This window comes from Curtobacterium sp. PsM8 (assembly GCF_030433875.1).
Classification (GTDB): Bacteria; Actinomycetota; Actinomycetes; order Actinomycetales; family Microbacteriaceae; genus Curtobacterium.
This window is the reverse complement of sequence record NZ_JARUXD010000034.1, coordinates 1-16,593: the sequence shown is the minus strand read 5'-3', so window position 1 is coordinate 16,593 and position 16,593 is coordinate 1. Positions and strand designations below refer to the sequence as shown.

General features: G+C 72.6%; 16 protein-coding genes. 4 read left to right on the top strand and 12 right to left on the bottom strand.

The features are described 5' to 3' along the window. Positions 1-87: 87 nt before the first annotated feature. Genes QCD68_RS09630 through QCD68_RS09610 form a run of 5 tightly spaced genes read right to left on the bottom strand, consistent with a single transcriptional unit; the run spans position 88 to position 5,825 of the window. Positions 88-1,707: an inositol monophosphatase family protein gene (locus QCD68_RS09630; protein WP_301222864.1), complete on the bottom strand. Its 1,620-nt coding sequence runs from the start codon at positions 1,705-1,707 to the stop codon at positions 88-90. Continuing rightward, complete coding sequence (locus tag QCD68_RS09625; RefSeq protein WP_301222863.1) at positions 1,704-2,795, bottom strand: ABC transporter ATP-binding protein; 1,092 nt, start codon at positions 2,793-2,795, stop codon at positions 1,704-1,706. Before QCD68_RS09625 ends, QCD68_RS09630 begins: the two co-directional genes overlap by 4 nt. A 26-nt stretch (positions 2,796-2,821) precedes the next feature. Further along, positions 2,822-3,634 (bottom strand): ABC transporter permease, encoded by an 813-nt coding sequence (locus tag QCD68_RS09620; RefSeq protein WP_111076245.1) that lies wholly within the window; start codon positions 3,632-3,634, stop codon positions 2,822-2,824. After that, positions 3,631-4,671 carry an ABC transporter permease gene (locus tag QCD68_RS09615; RefSeq protein WP_301222862.1) on the bottom strand — a complete coding sequence of 347 codons (1,041 nt, stop codon included), beginning with the start codon at positions 4,669-4,671 and terminating at the stop codon, positions 3,631-3,633. Before QCD68_RS09615 ends, QCD68_RS09620 begins: the two co-directional genes overlap by 4 nt. After that, on the bottom strand, positions 4,668-5,825 hold the full coding sequence (locus QCD68_RS09610; RefSeq protein ID WP_301222861.1) for an extracellular solute-binding protein: 1,158 nt from the start codon (positions 5,823-5,825) through the stop codon (positions 4,668-4,670). Before QCD68_RS09610 ends, QCD68_RS09615 begins: the two co-directional genes overlap by 4 nt. Before the next feature lie 279 nt (positions 5,826-6,104). Between QCD68_RS09610 and QCD68_RS09605 the strand changes: the two genes are divergently transcribed. Genes QCD68_RS09605 through QCD68_RS09595 form a run of 3 tightly spaced genes read left to right on the top strand, consistent with a single transcriptional unit; the run spans position 6,105 to position 7,942 of the window. Continuing rightward, positions 6,105-7,118 (top strand): LacI family DNA-binding transcriptional regulator, encoded by a 1,014-nt coding sequence (locus QCD68_RS09605; RefSeq protein WP_301222860.1) that lies wholly within the window; start codon positions 6,105-6,107, stop codon positions 7,116-7,118. Positions 7,119-7,156: 38 nt separating this feature from the next. Then, positions 7,157-7,594 (top strand): DUF3054 domain-containing protein, encoded by a 438-nt coding sequence (locus tag QCD68_RS09600; protein ID WP_301222859.1) that lies wholly within the window; start codon positions 7,157-7,159, stop codon positions 7,592-7,594. 9 nt (positions 7,595-7,603) lie between these two features. After that, on the top strand, positions 7,604-7,942 hold the full coding sequence (locus QCD68_RS09595; RefSeq protein ID WP_301222858.1) for a hypothetical protein: 339 nt from the start codon (positions 7,604-7,606) through the stop codon (positions 7,940-7,942). A gap of 48 nt (positions 7,943-7,990) precedes the next feature. On the opposite strand, the gene QCD68_RS09590 is transcribed toward QCD68_RS09595, so the two are convergent. Both QCD68_RS09590 and QCD68_RS09585 read right to left on the bottom strand, forming a co-directional pair. Then, positions 7,991-8,644, bottom strand: a complete 654-nt coding sequence (locus QCD68_RS09590) for a spermidine/putrescine ABC transporter substrate-binding protein (protein WP_111076251.1) — start codon at positions 8,642-8,644, stop codon at positions 7,991-7,993. A gap of 163 nt (positions 8,645-8,807) precedes the next feature. Continuing rightward, a complete protein-coding gene (locus QCD68_RS09585) occupies positions 8,808-9,737 on the bottom strand; it encodes a DUF3097 domain-containing protein (protein ID WP_253467839.1) in 930 nt (309 codons plus the stop codon). Between the two features lie 80 nt (positions 9,738-9,817). On the opposite strand from QCD68_RS09585, the gene QCD68_RS09580 reads away from it, so the two are divergent. After that, complete coding sequence (locus tag QCD68_RS09580) at positions 9,818-10,870, top strand: zinc-dependent alcohol dehydrogenase family protein (protein ID WP_301222857.1); 1,053 nt, start codon at positions 9,818-9,820, stop codon at positions 10,868-10,870. Positions 10,871-10,999: 129 nt separating this feature from the next. On the opposite strand, the gene QCD68_RS09575 is transcribed toward QCD68_RS09580, so the two are convergent. From QCD68_RS09575 to gatC, 5 genes are all read right to left on the bottom strand, one after another. Further along, on the bottom strand, positions 11,000-11,692 hold the full coding sequence (locus QCD68_RS09575) for a methyltransferase domain-containing protein (protein ID WP_301222856.1): 693 nt from the start codon (positions 11,690-11,692) through the stop codon (positions 11,000-11,002). Next, a complete protein-coding gene (locus QCD68_RS09570) occupies positions 11,689-12,885 on the bottom strand; it encodes a type III polyketide synthase (RefSeq protein ID WP_301222855.1) in 1,197 nt (398 codons plus the stop codon). Before QCD68_RS09570 ends, QCD68_RS09575 begins: the two co-directional genes overlap by 4 nt. A gap of 122 nt (positions 12,886-13,007) precedes the next feature. Continuing rightward, on the bottom strand, positions 13,008-14,510 hold the full coding sequence (gene gatB, locus QCD68_RS09565; protein WP_301222854.1) for an Asp-tRNA(Asn)/Glu-tRNA(Gln) amidotransferase subunit GatB: 1,503 nt from the start codon (positions 14,508-14,510) through the stop codon (positions 13,008-13,010). Further along, positions 14,510-16,057 (bottom strand): Asp-tRNA(Asn)/Glu-tRNA(Gln) amidotransferase subunit GatA, encoded by a 1,548-nt coding sequence (gene gatA, locus QCD68_RS09560; RefSeq protein ID WP_301222853.1) that lies wholly within the window; start codon positions 16,055-16,057, stop codon positions 14,510-14,512. The genes gatB and gatA overlap by 1 nt, the downstream gene beginning before the upstream one ends. A gap of 11 nt (positions 16,058-16,068) precedes the next feature. Then, a complete protein-coding gene (gene gatC, locus QCD68_RS09555; protein WP_111076257.1) occupies positions 16,069-16,368 on the bottom strand; it encodes an Asp-tRNA(Asn)/Glu-tRNA(Gln) amidotransferase subunit GatC in 300 nt (99 codons plus the stop codon). Between the last annotated feature and the right edge of the window lie 225 nt (positions 16,369-16,593).

Sequence of the window (16,593 nt, the reverse complement as noted above, 5' to 3'; positions counted from 1 at the left end):
GCCCACGGTAGGCACCGGTGGCCGCGACTGACTGTGCGTGCGCTCAGAAGCCGCCGTGGGCCTCCCGGCCGGGAGGCCCGTCCCGCGTCAGGACGCCGACCCGCCCCCGGTGACCGCCGCGGTCCACACCTGGAACAGCTCGTCCGCCGCACCCGGGTGCGCGACCAGGAACGGTGCGCCGACCGGTGGGAAGTCCTGCACCGGCCCGTCGAGGGTCAGCACGACCCCGCCGGCCTCGTGCACGAGCAGCACCGCGGCACCGTGGTCGATCGGGTTGAAGGCGGAGACGCACCCGCCGATCCCCCGACCGGCGGCGACCTGCGCGATGGTGAGCGTGCCGGACCCCTGGACCCGCAGCGTGCACGAGCGATCGGCCAGGGCGTCGAGGAACGTGCCGAACCCGGGCCACGGCCGGTGTCCGTCGAGCTCGGTCCCCACGACGGCTCCGGCGAGCGCCCGGGGGACGTCGTCGAGTCGCAGTGCGCGGTCGCGGACGGTGGCCCCGCGGCCGCGTCGAGCCTCGAACACCTCGCCGCGCCAGGGGTCGGCGACCACTCCGACCAGCGGACGCCCGCCGCGGGTGAGGCACAGCGACATCGACGTCCAGGGCACCCCGTTGACCAGGTTCGTCGTGCCGTCGACGGGGTCGAGGTACCAGCGGTGCCGGTCGCCCGGTGCGTCGCCGTACTCCTCACCGGTGAAGCCGTGCGTCGGGAAGACCGTCCGCACCCGGGAGCGGACGTGCTGTTCGACGAGCCGGTCCACGTCGGTGACGAGGTCGGCCGGGTCGGCCTTGGTGGTGACCTCGCTGACGGGGTGCTCGCGGGTGAACGCGATCACCTCGTGGGCGATGCGGTGGGCGAGGGCCTGGGCGCGCGAGGCGACCTCGGTCTCGGTGGGTTCGCGGTCCCGCTCGGGCCAGCCGTCCCGTTCGGCGGCGGCGAGGGCGGCCTGGACCCCGGCGACGTCGTTCGTCGTGATCGAGTCGACACCGAGGCGTACCGCCCAGAGCGCGGGTTCGACGTCGTCCACGGTCCAGACGGCGACGCGCAGCCCGAGCGCGTGCGCGGCCGTGACGGTGCGCGGGGTGAGGAACGCGACGTCCAGGTTGAGCGTCGAGGGCGTCAGTTCGAGCAGGTCGGTGGCCGTCGGCGGCTCGAGCGACTGCCAGGCGAGCCAGACGTCGGCGTCCGGCAACTCCGTCCGGACGGCCGCCATCGCCGCGGGCGCCCCGCACCACGCGACGCTGGTGGTCCCGGTGGCGCCGGCGACGGTGCGTGCCGCGACGACCGCGTCGGCCGCGTCCGTCAGGTCCACGAGCAGGGTGGCGCCGCAGCCGTCGAGTCGTTCGAGCGCGGCGTCCAGGCGCGGGATCCGGTCCAGGCCGTTGCCGAGCCGGGCGACGTCGCACCAGCGGACCTCGGACACCGGTCGGGCGTCGCCCCACATCCGACCGAGGGTCTCGTCGTGGAGCAGGACCGCGACGCCGTCCGCGGTGCGTCGGACGTCGACCTCGATGGTGTCCGCGCCGAGCGCCTCGGCGACCGCGATGGCCGGCAGGGTGTTCTCCCGCCGGACCCGCGGGGCACCGCGGTGCGCGACGAGCCGTGGGATCCGGACCGTGGCGCCGCCGCTGTCCGTCGTGGGCGCGGGCACGGGCGTGCTGGCGGGCGTGGGCGTGGCCACGGCGACCCCCGGGGCGCTCATCGTGCGACCTCCGTCAGGACGCCGTCGCGGTACACGAGCACCGCACCGATCCGGACACCGGTCTCGGTGCCGAGGGGCGGCGGTGGGCCGGTGACGTAGGCACGCAGCTCCGCGTCGCCGGAGCGGAGGACGAGCTCGGCGAAGTGCCCGCGCATGAGGACGCGGGACACCGTGGCGTGGACCGGGCCGTCGTCGGTGAGCACGACCTCCTCGGGGCGGACGAGGACCTCGTCGCCGGCCGGGACCGGGGTGCGGACGGCGGCCAGGAACGCGCCCGTGACGGTGCTCGTGGACCCGATGAACGACGCGACGAACCGGGTCGACGGGCGGGCGTAGAGGTCGGTGGGCGACGCGACCTGCTCGATCCGCCCGTCGTGCATCACCGCGATCCGGTCCGAGATGCTCAGCGCCTCGTCCTGGTCGTGGGTGACGATCACGGTCGTGATGCCGAGGCGCTGCTGGATGCGCCGGATCTCGTCGCGGACGCTGACGCGGAGCTTCGCGTCGAGGTTCGACAGCGGTTCGTCGAGGAGCAGCACGTCGGGCTCCTGCACGATCGCGCGGGCCAGAGCGACACGCTGCTGCTCGCCGCCGGAGATCGCCGTCGGCTTCGACGTCGCGTGGTGGGTCAGGCCGACGAGGTCGAGCGCCTCGTGGACGCGCCGGGTCGTCTCGGCCTTCGACACCCGCCGGGTCCGCAGCGGGAACGCCACGTTCTGCGTCACCGTCATGTGCGGCCAGAGCGCGTAGTTCTGGAAGACCATCGCGCTCGGTCGGCGCTCGGGTCCGAGGTCGGTCACGTCCGCGCCGCCCATCGTCACCGTGCCGCCGTCGACGGGCAGGAAGCCGGCCACCATGCGGAGCGTGGTGGTCTTGCCGCAGCCGGACGGGCCGAGCAGCGAGACGAGCTCGCCCTTCGCCACGTCGAGGTCGATGCCGGCGACGACGTCGCGTCCGCCGAGGGACTTGGTCAGGCCCCGCAGGACGAGTCCGCCGTGGGTGCGATCGTCGCTGGTCCGGTCGTCGGTGGGCCGGCCGACGGTCTGGAGGCCCGGTGCGGGTTCCGCGAGGAGCGTTGCGTCCGACATGTGGTCGCCTTTCGTGCTGCGTGTGGTCATCGGATCTGGAACCCGTCCGCCAGACGGCCGCCCATGATGTGCTTCCGGGCGAGGGTCATCAGCACCACGGACGGGATGCTCAGCGCGATCGCGAAGACCGCCGACACCTGGCGTGGTGAGTTGAGGACGAGCGAGTACATCGCGGTCGGCATCGTCATGTACGCCGGAGCGCCGACCAGGTACGTGCCCTGGGCCTCGTCGAAGGACGCCAGGAAGCTCATCACCATCGCCACGAGGATCCCCGGCCAGGCGATCGGGAACGTCACCGACCAGAACGTCCGCCAGCGTCCGGCACCGGCGTCACGTGCGGCCTCCTCGAGGGAGCGCGGCACCGCCGAGAACGCCGCCGCGGGCAACCACGTCATGAACACCACGCAGCCGAGCACGTGGACGATCAGGATGCCCGTGACCGTGTTCATCAGGTTCAGCGCCGTGAACATCGCCGACATCGTGACGAACAGCCCCATCTTCGGGAAGGCGTTCGTGGCGAACAGCCCGACCAGCACCACGCGACGCCCGGGGAACTCGATGCGGCTGATCGCCCACGCGGCTGGCAGGCAGACGACCGCGGCGATGAGGACCGTCAGCGGGGCGAGCACGAGGGAGTTCTGCACGGCGACGGCCAGCGACGGGTCCTGGAACACGGTCCCCCACCACTTGAGCGTCCACCCGTCGGGCAGCAGGTTCGGGTAGGTCCAGCTCGTGGCGAAGGCCCGGACGGCCAACCACAGCAGGGGGCCGGCGATGAACACGGCCAGGACGACGGCGGTCGCCCAGACCAGGGCGGTGCCGGTGAGGCGCTTGATCATCGCTGTCCCTTCCCGAGCTCGCGGGCGTTCGAGCGCACGGTCGACCGCAGGTACAGCACGCTGGCGGCCGCGGCGAACACGAACACGATGAACGCCATCGCGGTGGACTGCTGCGGACGGTTGTACGACTGGAAGTACTTGGAGATGTCGACGCCGAGCATCGTCGGGGCGTTCGGGCCGGTGAAGTACGGCACGGTGAACGAGCCGAGCACGCCGATCACGGTGAACGTCGTCGCGATGACCATCGGTGTCGCGGCCATCGGCAGCAGCACCTGCCAGACGACGCGCCACGTGCTGGCACCGGCGTCCCGTGCGGCCTCGATCAGGGCGTCGGGGGTGCCCTGCAGCGCCCCGGCGATCATCAGCACGGCGAACGGCAGGCTCGTCCAGACGCTGCCGAACACGACCGCGACGAGCGTGTAGCCCCACACCGGCACGTCGATCCCCACCTGGGCACCGGCGCTCCGCAGGAACCCCTGCGCGTCGGTGAAGGTCAGGATCGACCAGCTGGCGATCACCACCGGCACGAAGATCGGGACGACGGCGAGCACGCTGAGCGTGCGGCCGAGGAACCCGCCGCGCAGCCGGAGGATCACGGCGACGACCACTGCGAGCGCGATCGTCAGCCCGGTCGACGCGAGCGTGACCCCGATCGTGGCCGCGAGGTCGCGGAGGAACGTCGGGTTGCCGAGCAGCGTGCCGTAGACCGCGAACGAGAACCCGCTGACGGTGTCCTGGCCGATGTCGGCGAGTGCCTGGTTCAGGCCGCCGGTGAACCCGAGGCTGAACAGCGCCGCGTTGACCACCGGCACGCCGACGAACAGGACGACGACCAGCACCGGTGCGGTGACGAGCGCGAGGCCCTGGACGCGCCGGCGGCGCGCGAGACGCTCCTGGGTGGTGGGTCGGCCGCCGCGCGGACGCTCGCCGCGCGGACCGTTGCTCCGGGCCGGGGACGGGACGGCCGGGAGGCCCGTGGCGGTGTCACCACGGGCCTCCCGGTCGAGGGCCGGGCCGTTCGGGACGGTCTGGGTCACTGCGGGACCTTCGCGTCCCACGCCGCGTTCATGTCGGCCTGGAACGCGCTCTGGAAGCCGAGGCGGAGCTTCGACGGGTCGGCCTTCGAGAACTGCTCGGCGACGCTCGACGGCAGCGAGCTGAGCGGGACGACCGGGTAACCGGACACGGCCTTCGCGACGAGCTGCTGCCCCTGGGACGACAGGACGAAGTCGGCGAGTTCCTCGGCGGCCTGCTTCTTGGCCGCCGGCTCGGTCGCCGGGATGCCGAGGTAGCTCGCGCTGCCCGTGAACGACGGGTCGGAGATCTGCGTGAACGCGACGTCCTTGCCGATGGTGCCGGCCTTCTGCGCGGTGATGAACTGGTCGCTCCAGACCGGGGCCATCTGGATCTGGCCCGAGCCGAGCATCTGCAGCACCTGGTCGTTGCCGTTCGGGTAGACGCCCTTCTGGTACGTCGACGGGCCGAGGTCCTTGAGCGCGGCGAAGCCCTCGTCCCACTTCGACTCGAGCGACTTGTCGTACGTCGTCTGCATCTGGGTCTGCTCGGACTTCGACAGGTACTTGGCCAGCACCGTCATCACGAACGCGCCTCCCGAGCCGCCGGAGGACGGCGAGTTGTAGGCGAACTGGCCCGGGTTGGACTTGATCCAGGCGAGCAGGTCGTCCAGGGTCTTGGGCGGGTTCGTGACCTTCTTCGTGTCGTACGCGAGCAGCACGCTGGAGGCGCGGTACGGGATCGCCCGGTCGCCGCCCTGCTCCCTGGTGGCCGCGGGGACGTGGGCCAGGTTCGGGATCGCACGCGCGTCGGTCTTCGCCATCAGGCCGGCCTTGCCCGCCGTGGTGACGAAGCCCGCGTCGACCAGGTCGTAGGGCAGCGTCTTGTGCGCCTTGACCGCCGTGGCGAGGTTCGCCTGGGTCTGCGCGTCGTGCTCCCCGTGCAGGTCGATGCTGGTGTGGACGGTGATCTTCGGGTGCATCCGCTCGAAGGCGGGGATGAGCGACTTGTCCCAGAGGTCCTGGACGTTCGTGTCGCCGCTGATGAACACGTTCAGGCTCGTCGAGCCCGGGGTGGCTTCGGCGCCGTTCGAGGCGTTCGCGCTCTGGACGCAGCCGGAGAGTGCGATGGATGCGGCGGCCGCGATGGCGACGCCGGCGAGGACTCGGGTCTTCACGTCGGAGGTCTCCCTGGTTCGTGGGGGCAGTACTTCGGGGGAAGGAGGTGTGGGAACGTTCCCGCACCGGGGTCGAGTGTGGTGCGGTCGGGTGAACTCCAGGTACCGCGCTCGTCGCCGGGAGGTGAACTCCGGGCAGCGGGCTGCCGAGTCGTGGCCGAGAGGTCGGTCGTCCTCTGGCCGGGGCTGCTGCGAGGATGGCCAGATGGTCCTCCTCTCCCTGCCGACGACGGTGGCGACGGTCGCCGTGACGGCAGCCGCGCCCGCAGTGGCGGCGGCGTGAACGGCGGCCGGGGCACACAGCCGACGATCCTCGACGTCGCCGCCCGCGCCGGCGTCTCGAAGTCGGCGGTCAGCCGGGTCCTGTCCGGCACCGGACGGTTCTCCGACGAGACCCGCGAACGGGTCGAGCGGGCCGCCGCCGAACTCGGCTACGTCGCCAACGCCATGGCACGAGGACTGGTCAGCGGACGGACGCACACGATCGGCATGCTCATGCGCGACGCGTCGTCGATGGTCTACACCGCACTGCACGCCGTGATGGAGCGCCGGGCCTCCGAGCTCGGGTACCGCGTCGTCACGACCACCGGCGTCGGCCGGGTCGAGGACGAGAAGTCCGCGCTCGCCGCCCTCGTCTCGATGCGCGTCGACGGACTCGTGGTCTGCAGCGGCCTGATGCCCGCGGCCGACATCGCCGACTTCGCCCCGCGCATCGCGACCGTGGTCGCCGGCCGTCCGGAGCTGCACCCGGCGCTGTCCAGCGTCTACTGCGACGAGGTCGACGGCGGTGCGGTCATCGCGGACACCGTCGCCGACGCCGGGCACACCGCGGTCGTCGTGCTCACCGTGCCGATCGGCGACGCGATCACCCAGCACGCCCGGTCGCGAGCGATGGTCGAGCGACTCCGAGCACGCGGCACCCGGGTCATCGACATCGACGCGAGCTTCGTGCGTCCGCCCGAGGACCTGGCCGCCGACGTCGTCGACGTCATGCGCGAGTCGGGGGCCACCGCGGCGATGTGCCCGACCGACCGGCTCATGCTCGACCTGTGCGGGGCCCTCGCCCGTCGGGGCGTCCGCGTGCCGCAGGACGTCTCGGTGACCGGGTTCGACGGGGTCCGTCCGCTCGCCGACGACTGGATCGGGTTCACGACGTTCGCGCAGCCCATCGAGCGCATCGGCCGCGAGGCCATCGACCTCGTCGTCGCCCGCATCGACGACCCGGCCAGCGCCGTCGAACACCGGTCGCTTCGGGGCACGGTCGTCTCCGGTCGGACGCTCCTGCGGCGGTGACCAGGGGCACCACCGCCGGACCCTGCGAGGATGGGGGCGTGGAGACTCGTACCTGGGGTTGGCTCGCGGCCGTCATCGACGTCGTGCTCATCGTGGCGTTCGCCGTCATCGGACGATCGTCACACGGCGAGGCGTTCGCGCCACTCGGCCTGTGGACGACTGCGTACCCGTTCCTGGCCGGCTGGGCCATCGCGTACGTGACCTCCGGGGCATGGTCGCGGCCGCTCGCGATCTGGCCGACGGGCGTCGTGGCGTGGATCCTGACCGTGTTCGTCGGCATGGCGATCCGGGTCGCGACCGGGCAGGGGGTCGTCGACGGCAACCCGCTGCCGATCTCGTTCCTCATCGTGGCGACGATCGTGCTCGGCGTGTTCCTGGTCGGCTGGCGGCTCCTCGCCCGACTGGTGCTGCGGGTCCGGTCAGGTCGGCGGTCCGAGACGCGCAGCCCGTCTGCCGCCGAACGCTCCTCCCGGTAGGGACCGAGCGTGTCCACGCCCGCCGACCACCGCCGCCGCCCCGTTCCGCTCGTGGTGGCCACGGCCCTCCTGTCATCGGCGGCCGGGGTCCTGCTCATCCTGTGGCTGGTCATGTGGCTCCCCGTCCTCGCGACCGGGACAGGTGCTTCCCTCGTCCTGTGGCCCGTGGTCCTGGTCCTCGCGCTGGGCCCGTGGTGTGCCGTCGTCGCTGCGCTCGTCCTCGGGCTGGTCGCGCGGAGCGGATGGCCGACGGCGTCCACGGACACGGTGATCGGCATCAGCGCGATCCTCGTCCTGGTGGTTCCGGCAGCGCTCTGGTTCGGCGTTCCGGCGCTGCTCGTGGCGTGACCGACGGCTTCCCCCTGTGACGGCTCCGGAGGCTGCTCGGCCCGTCCGCTAGAAGAGGCCGCCGCGCGGACCCTCGTCGGGACCGTCGAGCCCGCGGAACATGTCCGACACCAGCGCGGCGATCTGGGGTTCGACGAGCCGTTCGACGGCTTCGGCGATGCGCTCCCGGTGGTCGAGCAGCGCCAGGCACACCGCCGTGCCGGTCGACCGCGCGGCCTCGTCGGACAGTTCGATCTCGTGGCGGAGCGCGGCCTTCGCCTCGTCCGACAACGGCTCGCGGGGCTCCTGGGCGTCTGCCCCGGTGCCCGCGAGCTCACCGAGGGTGAACAGGAACGGCTCCCCCGGCTCCGGCTGCGGATCGATGTCCAGGCCCTGGAACTCCGGCGACAGCCCCTCGGCCGGCTGGTACCCCGAGCGTCGCTTGCGTGCCGCGGCCCGCTCGAGCTCCCGCTGCAGCAGCGGCAGGTTCTTGGCGGTGTAGTCGTCGACGGCGTCCTCGACGATGGCGGACATCCGACCGATCAGCGCGTGCTGCACCGGGTGCGGCACGTCCGGTCCGAACCCGGCCGCCGCGGCGATCGGGGAACCGGTGCAGCGCCGGCAGATCCGGGTGCGAGGCCGTGCGGTGCCGATCTGCCAGCGGGGCAACCAGCGCAGCCAGACGTCGACGGCGTTCCGCACGCGTCCGTCGATGCCGTCCATCCTGCAAGCGTAGGCGGCGCGCCCGGGATCCGGCCCGAGGCTCGGGGCAGCGGACAGAACTCGGCGGAAGTGGGACGGATCCTGTCCGCCTGGCCGAGGCTCGGCGCGGCGGGGACGGGCGGTACGGGCGGGCAGGGCGGCCGGGAGGCGCGGGGCGCGGCCGTCAGGCCGGCTCGGTCACGAAGTCGATCAGCTCCTCGACACGGCCGAGCAGCTGCGGTTCGAGGTCGGCGAAGGTCCGCACCTGCCCGAGGATCCGCTGCCACGCCCGGGCGATGTCGGCCTGCTCGGCGTGCGGCCACCCGAGCGCCTGGCAGATGCCGGCCTTCCACTCGATCGACCGCGGGATCGTCGGCCACGCCTGCAGTCCGACGCGCGCCGGCTTCACCGACTGCCAGACGTCGACGAACGGGTGCCCGACGACGAGGACGTGCGCGCCCCACTTCCCGCGCATCACGGCGTCGGCGAAACGGGACTCCTTCGAGCCCGGCACGAGGTGGTCCACCAGGACGCCGACGCGGCGCTCCCGGGTCGGCCGGAAGTCGTCGAGCACGTCAGCCAGGTTGTCGACGCCGGACAGCTCCTCGACGACGACGCCCTCGACGCGGAGGTCGGCACCCCACACCTTCTCGACGAGTTCGGCGTCGTGCTTGCCCTCGACCATGATCCGGCTCGGCAGGGCCACCCGGGCACGCTGCTGCTCGACGGCGAACGACCCGGACGCGGTGCGGAGGCGACCACCGTCGGAGGCGTGCCGGACCGCCGGGGCGGCACCGGGCCTCCCGGCCGTGGCGGTGGACCGAGCCGGCGGGGCGGCCGCGGCGGACCGACCGACCGGAGCCTGCGGGCGACTCAGGGTGACGAGTTCACCCTCGAGCAGGAACTGGCCGACGAAGGGGAAGGCGCGGACGCGGCCCTTCCAGTCCTCCAGCGAGACGTTGCCGGCCTCAAGCCCGACCACGGCGCCGGCCCAGCCGGAGTCCGGGTCCTCGAGCACCATGTCGCGCTCGAGCGGCACCTGCCGCACCTTCTGCACACCCCGCGAGCGCCAGTCGCCCGAGAGCACGTCACTGCCGTACCGGTCCTCGTCCACCCGCACGAGCGTACTGTCGACGGGCGTCCGGACAACGTCGACCGGCCGGTCCCCCCTCATCCCGACGGAAGGCACACCCCGTGCGCGCAACAGTCATCCACGCCCCCCGCGACATCCGTGTCGAGGAGCGCGACGCCCCCACGATCCTCACCCCGTCCGACGCCGTCGTCCGTGTCATCGCCGCGTGCGTCTGCGGCTCGGACCTCTGGCCCTACCGCGGCGTCCGCGACACGGCCGAACCGCGTGCGATCGGCCACGAGTTCGTCGGTGTCGTCGACCAGGTCGGCGACGACGTGACCGACCTGCACGTCGGCGACTTCGTCATCGCCCCGTTCACCACCAACGACGGCACCTGCCAGGCCTGCGCCCACGGCATGACGAGCGGCTGCGACCACGGCTCCACGTTCGGCGTCACGCCAGACGCTTACGGCCACCCGCTCGGCGGTGCCCAGGCCGAGTACGTCCGCGTGCCGGACGCCGCCGCCAGCCTGGTCGTCGTGCCGGGTCCGGTCGACGACGACCTGGTGCCGTCGCTGCTCACGCTGTCGGACGTGTTCTCCACCGGGCACCACGCGGCCGTCTCGGCCGAGGTCGGACCGGGCAAGACCGTCGTCGTGGTCGGCGACGGGGCGGTCGGGCTGTCCGCGGTCCTGGCGGCGAAGCGCCTCGGTGCCGAGCGGATCATCGCGATGAGCCGGCACGCCGACCGTCAGGCGCTGGCGCGCGAGTTCGGCGCGACCGACATCGTCGAGGCCCGTGGTGACGAAGGCGTCGCGGCCGTGCGGGAGCTGCTCGGCGGGGACCTCGCCGACTGTGCGCTCGAGGCCGTCGGCACAGCGGAGAGCATGGACCAGGCGCTCCGCGTCGTCCGCGCCGGCGGTGCCGTCGGCTACGTCGGCGTCCCCGCGGGCGACCCGGAGCTGCCGATGCCGTTCCTGTTCGCGAAGAACATCACGGTCGGCGGCGGCATGGCCCCGGCACGTGCGTACATCGAGGAGCTGCTGCCCGACGTGCTGTCGCGGGCGATCGACCCGGGCAAGGTGTTCGACCTCGAGCTGCCCCTCGACCAGGCCCCGGAGGCGTACGCCGCGATGGACGAGCGCCGCGCCATCAAGGTGCTCCTGCGCCCCTAGCCCCTCTCCCTCGCAACACGCAACGTGGGCGGTCCGGCGCAGCGGTACTCCGTTGCGCAGGACCGCCCACGTTGCGTTCCGCGGACGCGCCGCGGACGCACCGCGCCGCGGAAGCGCCGCCGCGGAGGGTCAGTCGCGGACGGCGAGGACGCGGTGCGGGGACGCGGGCTCGGCGCGCCAGCCGGCGGGCAGGGCCGCGGCGAGCTCGGGGACCGTGAAGCTCCGGCGGATCGAGCGGAGGCCGTCCTCGCGGATGAAGGTACCGGCCGACACGAACGACGCCCCGATCGCGTACAACCGGTAGGCGGACACCGAGCGTCGGATGTCAGAGTGCACACTGCGCCCGACGGCCAGCTCCCCCGAGTCCCGGAGGAACGCGCCACGCTCGGTGTCGTCGAGGTGGTGCAGCACGTGGTTCGACACGACGACGTCGAACCGCTCCCCCGCCGCGACCAGGTCGCCGCTGGACTGCGTCCGGAAGGTCACACCGGCCGTCGTCTGCCGCTCGGCCGCCGCGATCGCGCGCGGGTCCGGGTCGACGCCGACGACCTCGAGGTCGAACCCGTCGCTCCGTGCCCACCGCACCAACGACCGGGCAAGGTCACCGCCACCGCAGCCGAGGTCGAGCACACGGGCCCGACCGGTCGGCGGCAGTGCCGGCACGACGTGGGTGCGCCACACCGACCGCCAGCCGGACACCGCCGCGTTCACCAGCGCGAAGCGGCGGAACGTCCGGTCGAGCGTCGCGGGGTCGCAGTCCGGGTCGTCCATCAGCTCGCGCAGGTCGACGGCGCGGGTGGACAGGTCGACCGTGCCGGTCACGCCCCGACCCCGACGGGAGCGGCCGTGGTGGGGGCGGACGTGGTGGCAGCGGCCGCAGCCGTCTCGACCGCGGCGGGCGCACCACTCGCGGCAGCGGCGGCGACCGGGCTGCCGACCACCGTCAGGGACGCAGCCTCGACCGTCAACCCCGGCCCGAAGGCCAGTGCGACGACGGGCGTGCCGTCTGCGGGACGGGCCTCGAGGGCCTCCCGGAGGACGAACAGCACCGTCGCACTCGACATGTTGCCGTGGTCACGGAGGACCGCGCGGCTCGCCGTCAACGCGCTGTCCGGCAGGTGCAGGGCATCCTGGGTCCGGTCGAGGATCGCCCGGCCGCCGGGGTGCACGGCCCACACCGGCACGTCGTCCGGCGTCCAGCCGCGCGGGTCGAGGAGCGGGGCGACGGCCTCGGCCGCGTGCACGCCGATGAGCTTCGGCACCTGGGTGCTCAGCACCATCTCGAAGCCCTCGTCACCGATGTTCCACGCCATCTCGCTCGCGCCCTCGGGCAGGACCATGGTGGTGAAGGCATCGAGGCGGAGGCCGGGGCCGTCCGCCGTCACGACCGCCGCTGCGGCACCGTCGCCGAAGACGCTGTTCGCGACGATCTGGTCCGGGTCCTCGGAGTTCCGCACGTGCAGCGTGCAGAGTTCGGCGCAGACGACCAGGACGACCGCGCTCGGGTCGGCGCCGACGAACGCGTCGGCGATCCGGAGTGCCGGGAACGCGGCGAAGCACCCCATGAACCCGACGTGCTGCCGGAAGACGTTCCGCGGCAGCCCGAGCTCCTCGACGATCGCCAGGTCCGGGCCCGGCTGGGTGAAGCCGGTGCAGGACACGGTCACGACGTGGGTGACGGTCGCCGGGTCGACGGCGGCACGCTCGAGGGCGTCCCGCGCGGCACCGACGAAGAGCGGCGGGGCGAGCTCGCGGAACCGGTCGTTCCGGGTGCCGGTGCTCGGCGACGTGAGGACACCGTCGGCGTCGCGGAACGTGCCGGGTCCGGCAGCGGAGTCGAGCTCCGGCAGGACACTGTGGCGGTGCTCGACCTCGGAGGCGTTGAAGGCAGCGGGGACGAGCCGCGAGGCGAGCCTCCCGAGGCCGGGCTGGGCGGCGAACAGGTCACGGACCGACGCCTGCCCGAGGGTGGTCCGCGGGACGGCGGTACCGATGGCTCGGATCGTTGCTGACACGCTCCATCCTGTCACCGGATCGCTGACGTGTCCCCAGGATGGACGGGAGGCCCGTGGCGATCTCGCCACGGGCCTCCCGTCATGCACGTCCAGCGCTGGGTCGCGCAGGGTCATGCTCGGTCCTACTGCTGCTGCGCGCGCTCCAGCACGAGCTCGCGCACACGTGCCGCGTCCGCCTGGCCCTTCATCGCCTTCATGACCGAGCCGATGATCGCGCCAGCCGCCTGGACCTTGCCGTCGCGGATCTTCTGCAGCACGTCCGGCTGCCCGGCGAGGGCTTCGTCGACGGCCGCGGTCAGGGCCGAGTCGTCCGAGACGACCTTGAGCCCACGGGACTCGACGACCTGCGCCGGCGAGCCCTCGCCGGCGATGACGCCTTCGAGGACCTGGCGTGCGAGTCGGTCGGTCAGGTCGCCGGACTCGACGAGCGCGATGACCTCGGCCACGTGCTGCGGCGACACGAGGTCACCGGGCGCGGCGTCCTGCGCGTTCGCAACACGGCTGATCTCGCCGGTCCACCACTTGCGGGCGGCCTGCGGGCCGGCACCGGCGTCGATCGTCGCCTGGACCTCGTCGAGGAGGCCGCCGTTGACGACGTCCTGGAACTCGAGGTCCGCGAAGCCCCACTCGCCCTTCAGGCGACGGCGGCGTGCCACCGGTGCCTCGGGCAGGCTCGCACGGAGCTCTTCGATGAGTGCCGGGTCGGGCACGACGGGCAGCAGGTCCGGCTCCGGGAAGTACCGGTAGTCGTCGGCGTCCGACTTGGGACGGCCGGCCGAGGTGCGGCCGGTGTCCTCGTGCCAGTGCCGGGTCTCCTGCGTGATCGTCCCGCCGGCGGCGAGGATCGCGGCCTGGCGCTGGATCTCGTAGCGGATGGCACGCTCGACGGCGCGGAACGAGTTGACGTTCTTGGTCTCGGTGCGGGTGCCGAGCTTCTCCTGGCCCCACGGGCGCAGCGAGATGTTCGCGTCGCAGCGCAGGTTGCCGCGTTCCATGCGGGCCTCGGAGACGCCGAGCGCGCGGACGAGGTCACGGATGACCTGCACGTACGCGGCCCCGAGCTCGGGTGCGCGCTCCTTGGAGCCGACGATCGGCTTCGTGACGATCTCGACCAGCGGGACACCGGCCCGGTTGTAGTCGACGAGCGAGTACTCGGCGCCCTGGATGCGGCCGGTGGCACCGCCGACGTGCGTCAGCTTGCCCGCGTCCTCTTCCATGTGGGCACGCTCGATCGGCACCTGGAAGATCGTGCCGTCGGCGAGCTCGACCTCGACCTCGCCCTCGAAGGCGATCGGCTCGTCGAACTGCGAGATCTGGTAGTTCTTCGGGTTGTCCGGGTAGAAGTAGTTCTTCCGCGCGAACCGCGAACTCTCGGCGATCGAGCAGCCGAGCGCGAGCCCGAGCTGGATCGAGTAGCGCACGGCCTGCTCGTTGACGACCGGCAGGGACCCGGGCAGCCCGAGGTCGACCGGCGTCACGTTCGTGTTGGGCTCGCCGCCGAAGAAGTTCGGCGCGTCCGAGAACATCTTGGTGGCCGTCGCGAGTTCGACGTGCACCTCGAAGCCGAGCACCGGCTCGAACCGCTCGATCGCCTCGTCGAAGTCCATGAGTGCGTCCTTGGCCATCAGATGACACCTTCCTCTGCGGCGGACTGCTGTGCGGCGTCCAGGTTCGGGATCCGGGAGATCAGCGGGGCCCCCCACTGCTGCTCGAGCAGACGCTCGAGTGCGGCGCCGACCCGGTAGAGCCGGGCGTCCTCGCGCTGCGGAGCCATCAGCTGCACACCGGTCGGCAGGGAGTCCTCGGGCGCCAGGCCGTTCGGGATGCTCATGCCGGGCACACCCGCCAGGTTCGCGGGGATCGTGGTGAGGTCGTTGAGGTACATCGCGAGCGGGTCGTCGATGCGCTCACCGATCTTGAACGCGGTGGTCGGCGCCGACGGGCTGATGAGCAGGTCGACCTGCTCGAACGCGGCGGTGAAGTCGCGCTGGACGAGGGTGCGGACCTTCTGCGCGCTGCCGTAGTAGGCGTCGTAGTACCCGGCGCTCAGGGCGTAGGTGCCGAGGATGATGCGGCGCTTGACCTCCGGACCGAAGCCGGCTTCACGCGTGGCCGCCATGACGTCCTCGACCGTGGCACCCTTCTCCGGCGTGACGCGCAGGCCGAAGCGGACCGAGTCGAACTTCGCGAGGTTCGACGACGCTTCCGCCGGCAGGATCAGGTAGTAGGCGCTGATCGCGTAAGCGAACGACGGGGCGTCGATCTCGACGACGACCGCTCCGGCGGACTCGAGCAGCGCGACCGTCTCCTGGAAACGCTGGGTGACGCCGGCCTGGAAGCCATCGCCCCCGGCGAGCTCCTTGACGACGCCGATCCGGACGCCCTTGAGGGAGTCGGCCTGCAGACCGTCACGCGCGGCAGCGGCGAACGAGGGCCACTCCTGTCGCAGCGAGGTGGAGTCCTTCGGGTCGTGCCCGCCGATGACGTCGTGCAGCAGCGCGGCGTCGAGGACGGTCCGGGACACCGGTCCGATCTGGTCGAGGCTCGACGCCAGGGCGATGGCACCGTAGCGGCTGACGCCACCGTAGGTCGGCTTCAGGCCGACGGTGCCCGTGACGGCACCCGGCTGGCGGATCGACCCACCGGTGTCCGAGCCGAGCGCGAGCGGGGCTTCGAACGCGGCGACCGCGGCGGCCGAGCCACCGCCGGACCCGCCGGGGATCCGGTCGAGGTCCCACGGGTTGTGCGTCGGACCGTACGCCGAGAACTCGGTCGACGAGCCCATCGCGAACTCGTCCATGTTGGTCTTGCCGAGCGGCACCAGGCCGGCACGGCGGAGCTTGGCGACCGGGGTGGCGTCGTACGGCGGCACCCAGCCTTCGAGGATCTTCGAGCCCGAGGTGGTCGGCATGTCCTGCGTGCACAGGACGTCCTTGACGGCGATCGGCACACCGGCGAGGGGGCCGAGGTCGTCCCCGGCCGCACGGCGGGAGTCGATGGCCTTCGCGGCGGCGATCGCGTTCTGGTTGACGTGCAGGAACGCGTGCACGTCCCCGTCGACAGCGGCGATCCGGTCGAGGTGGGCCTGCGTGGCCTCGACGCTCGAGACGTCGCGGGCCACCAGGGCGTCGGCGAGCGCGGCAGCGCTCAGCGTGGTGATGTCGTGGGTCACTGTTCTTCCGCCTACTGTTCTTCGCCGAGGATCGCGGTCACCCGGAAGCGTTCGCCGTCCGAGTCGGGGGCGCCGGAGAGCGCCTGCTCCTGGGTCAGCGTCTCGCCGACCACATCGGGGCGGGACACGTTCTCGAGCGGGACCGGGTGGCTCGTCGCGGGGACGTCCGGGGTCGCGACCTCGGTGACCTTGGCGACGCTGTCGACGATGAGTGACAGCTCCTCGGTCATCTTCTCGATCTCGTCGGGCGTGAGTGCGATACGTGCGAGGTTCGCCAGGTGTGCGACCTGCTCGCTCGTGATGTCAGGCATGGTGCTCCGTCGATCGGTTCGTGGAATGCGCACCAGTCTATTGGGCGGGCCGCGCGGGGGTCGGACGGCTGTGGACGGTCGACGCCGGGCACTCCGCTGTGCAGGACGGTCGGGGGGGGGGGGGGGGGGGGGGGGGGGGGGGGGGGGGGGGGGGGCCGCCGGGCCCCCGCCCCGCCCCCCCCCGCGCCCCGCCCGGCCGCGCCGGGGGCGCGCGCCCCCCCGCCG

Coding starts and splice junctions, on each gene's coding strand:
- gatB (WP_301222854.1), bottom strand. CDS start 14,510: ATGGCCAAGGACGCACTCATGGACTTCGACGAGGCGATCGAGCGGTTC.
- QCD68_RS09620 (WP_111076245.1), bottom strand. CDS start 3,634: ATGATCAAGCGCCTCACCGGCACCGCCCTGGTCTGGGCGACCGCCGTC.
- QCD68_RS09590 (WP_111076251.1), bottom strand. CDS start 8,644: ATGGACGGCATCGACGGACGCGTGCGGAACGCCGTCGACGTCTGGCTG.
- QCD68_RS09625 (WP_301222863.1), bottom strand. CDS start 2,795: ATGTCGGACGCAACGCTCCTCGCGGAACCCGCACCGGGCCTCCAGACC.
- gatC (WP_111076257.1), bottom strand. CDS start 16,368: ATGCCTGACATCACGAGCGAGCAGGTCGCACACCTGGCGAACCTCGCA.
- QCD68_RS09630 (WP_301222864.1), bottom strand. CDS start 1,707: ATGAGCGCCCCGGGGGTCGCCGTGGCCACGCCCACGCCCGCCAGCACG.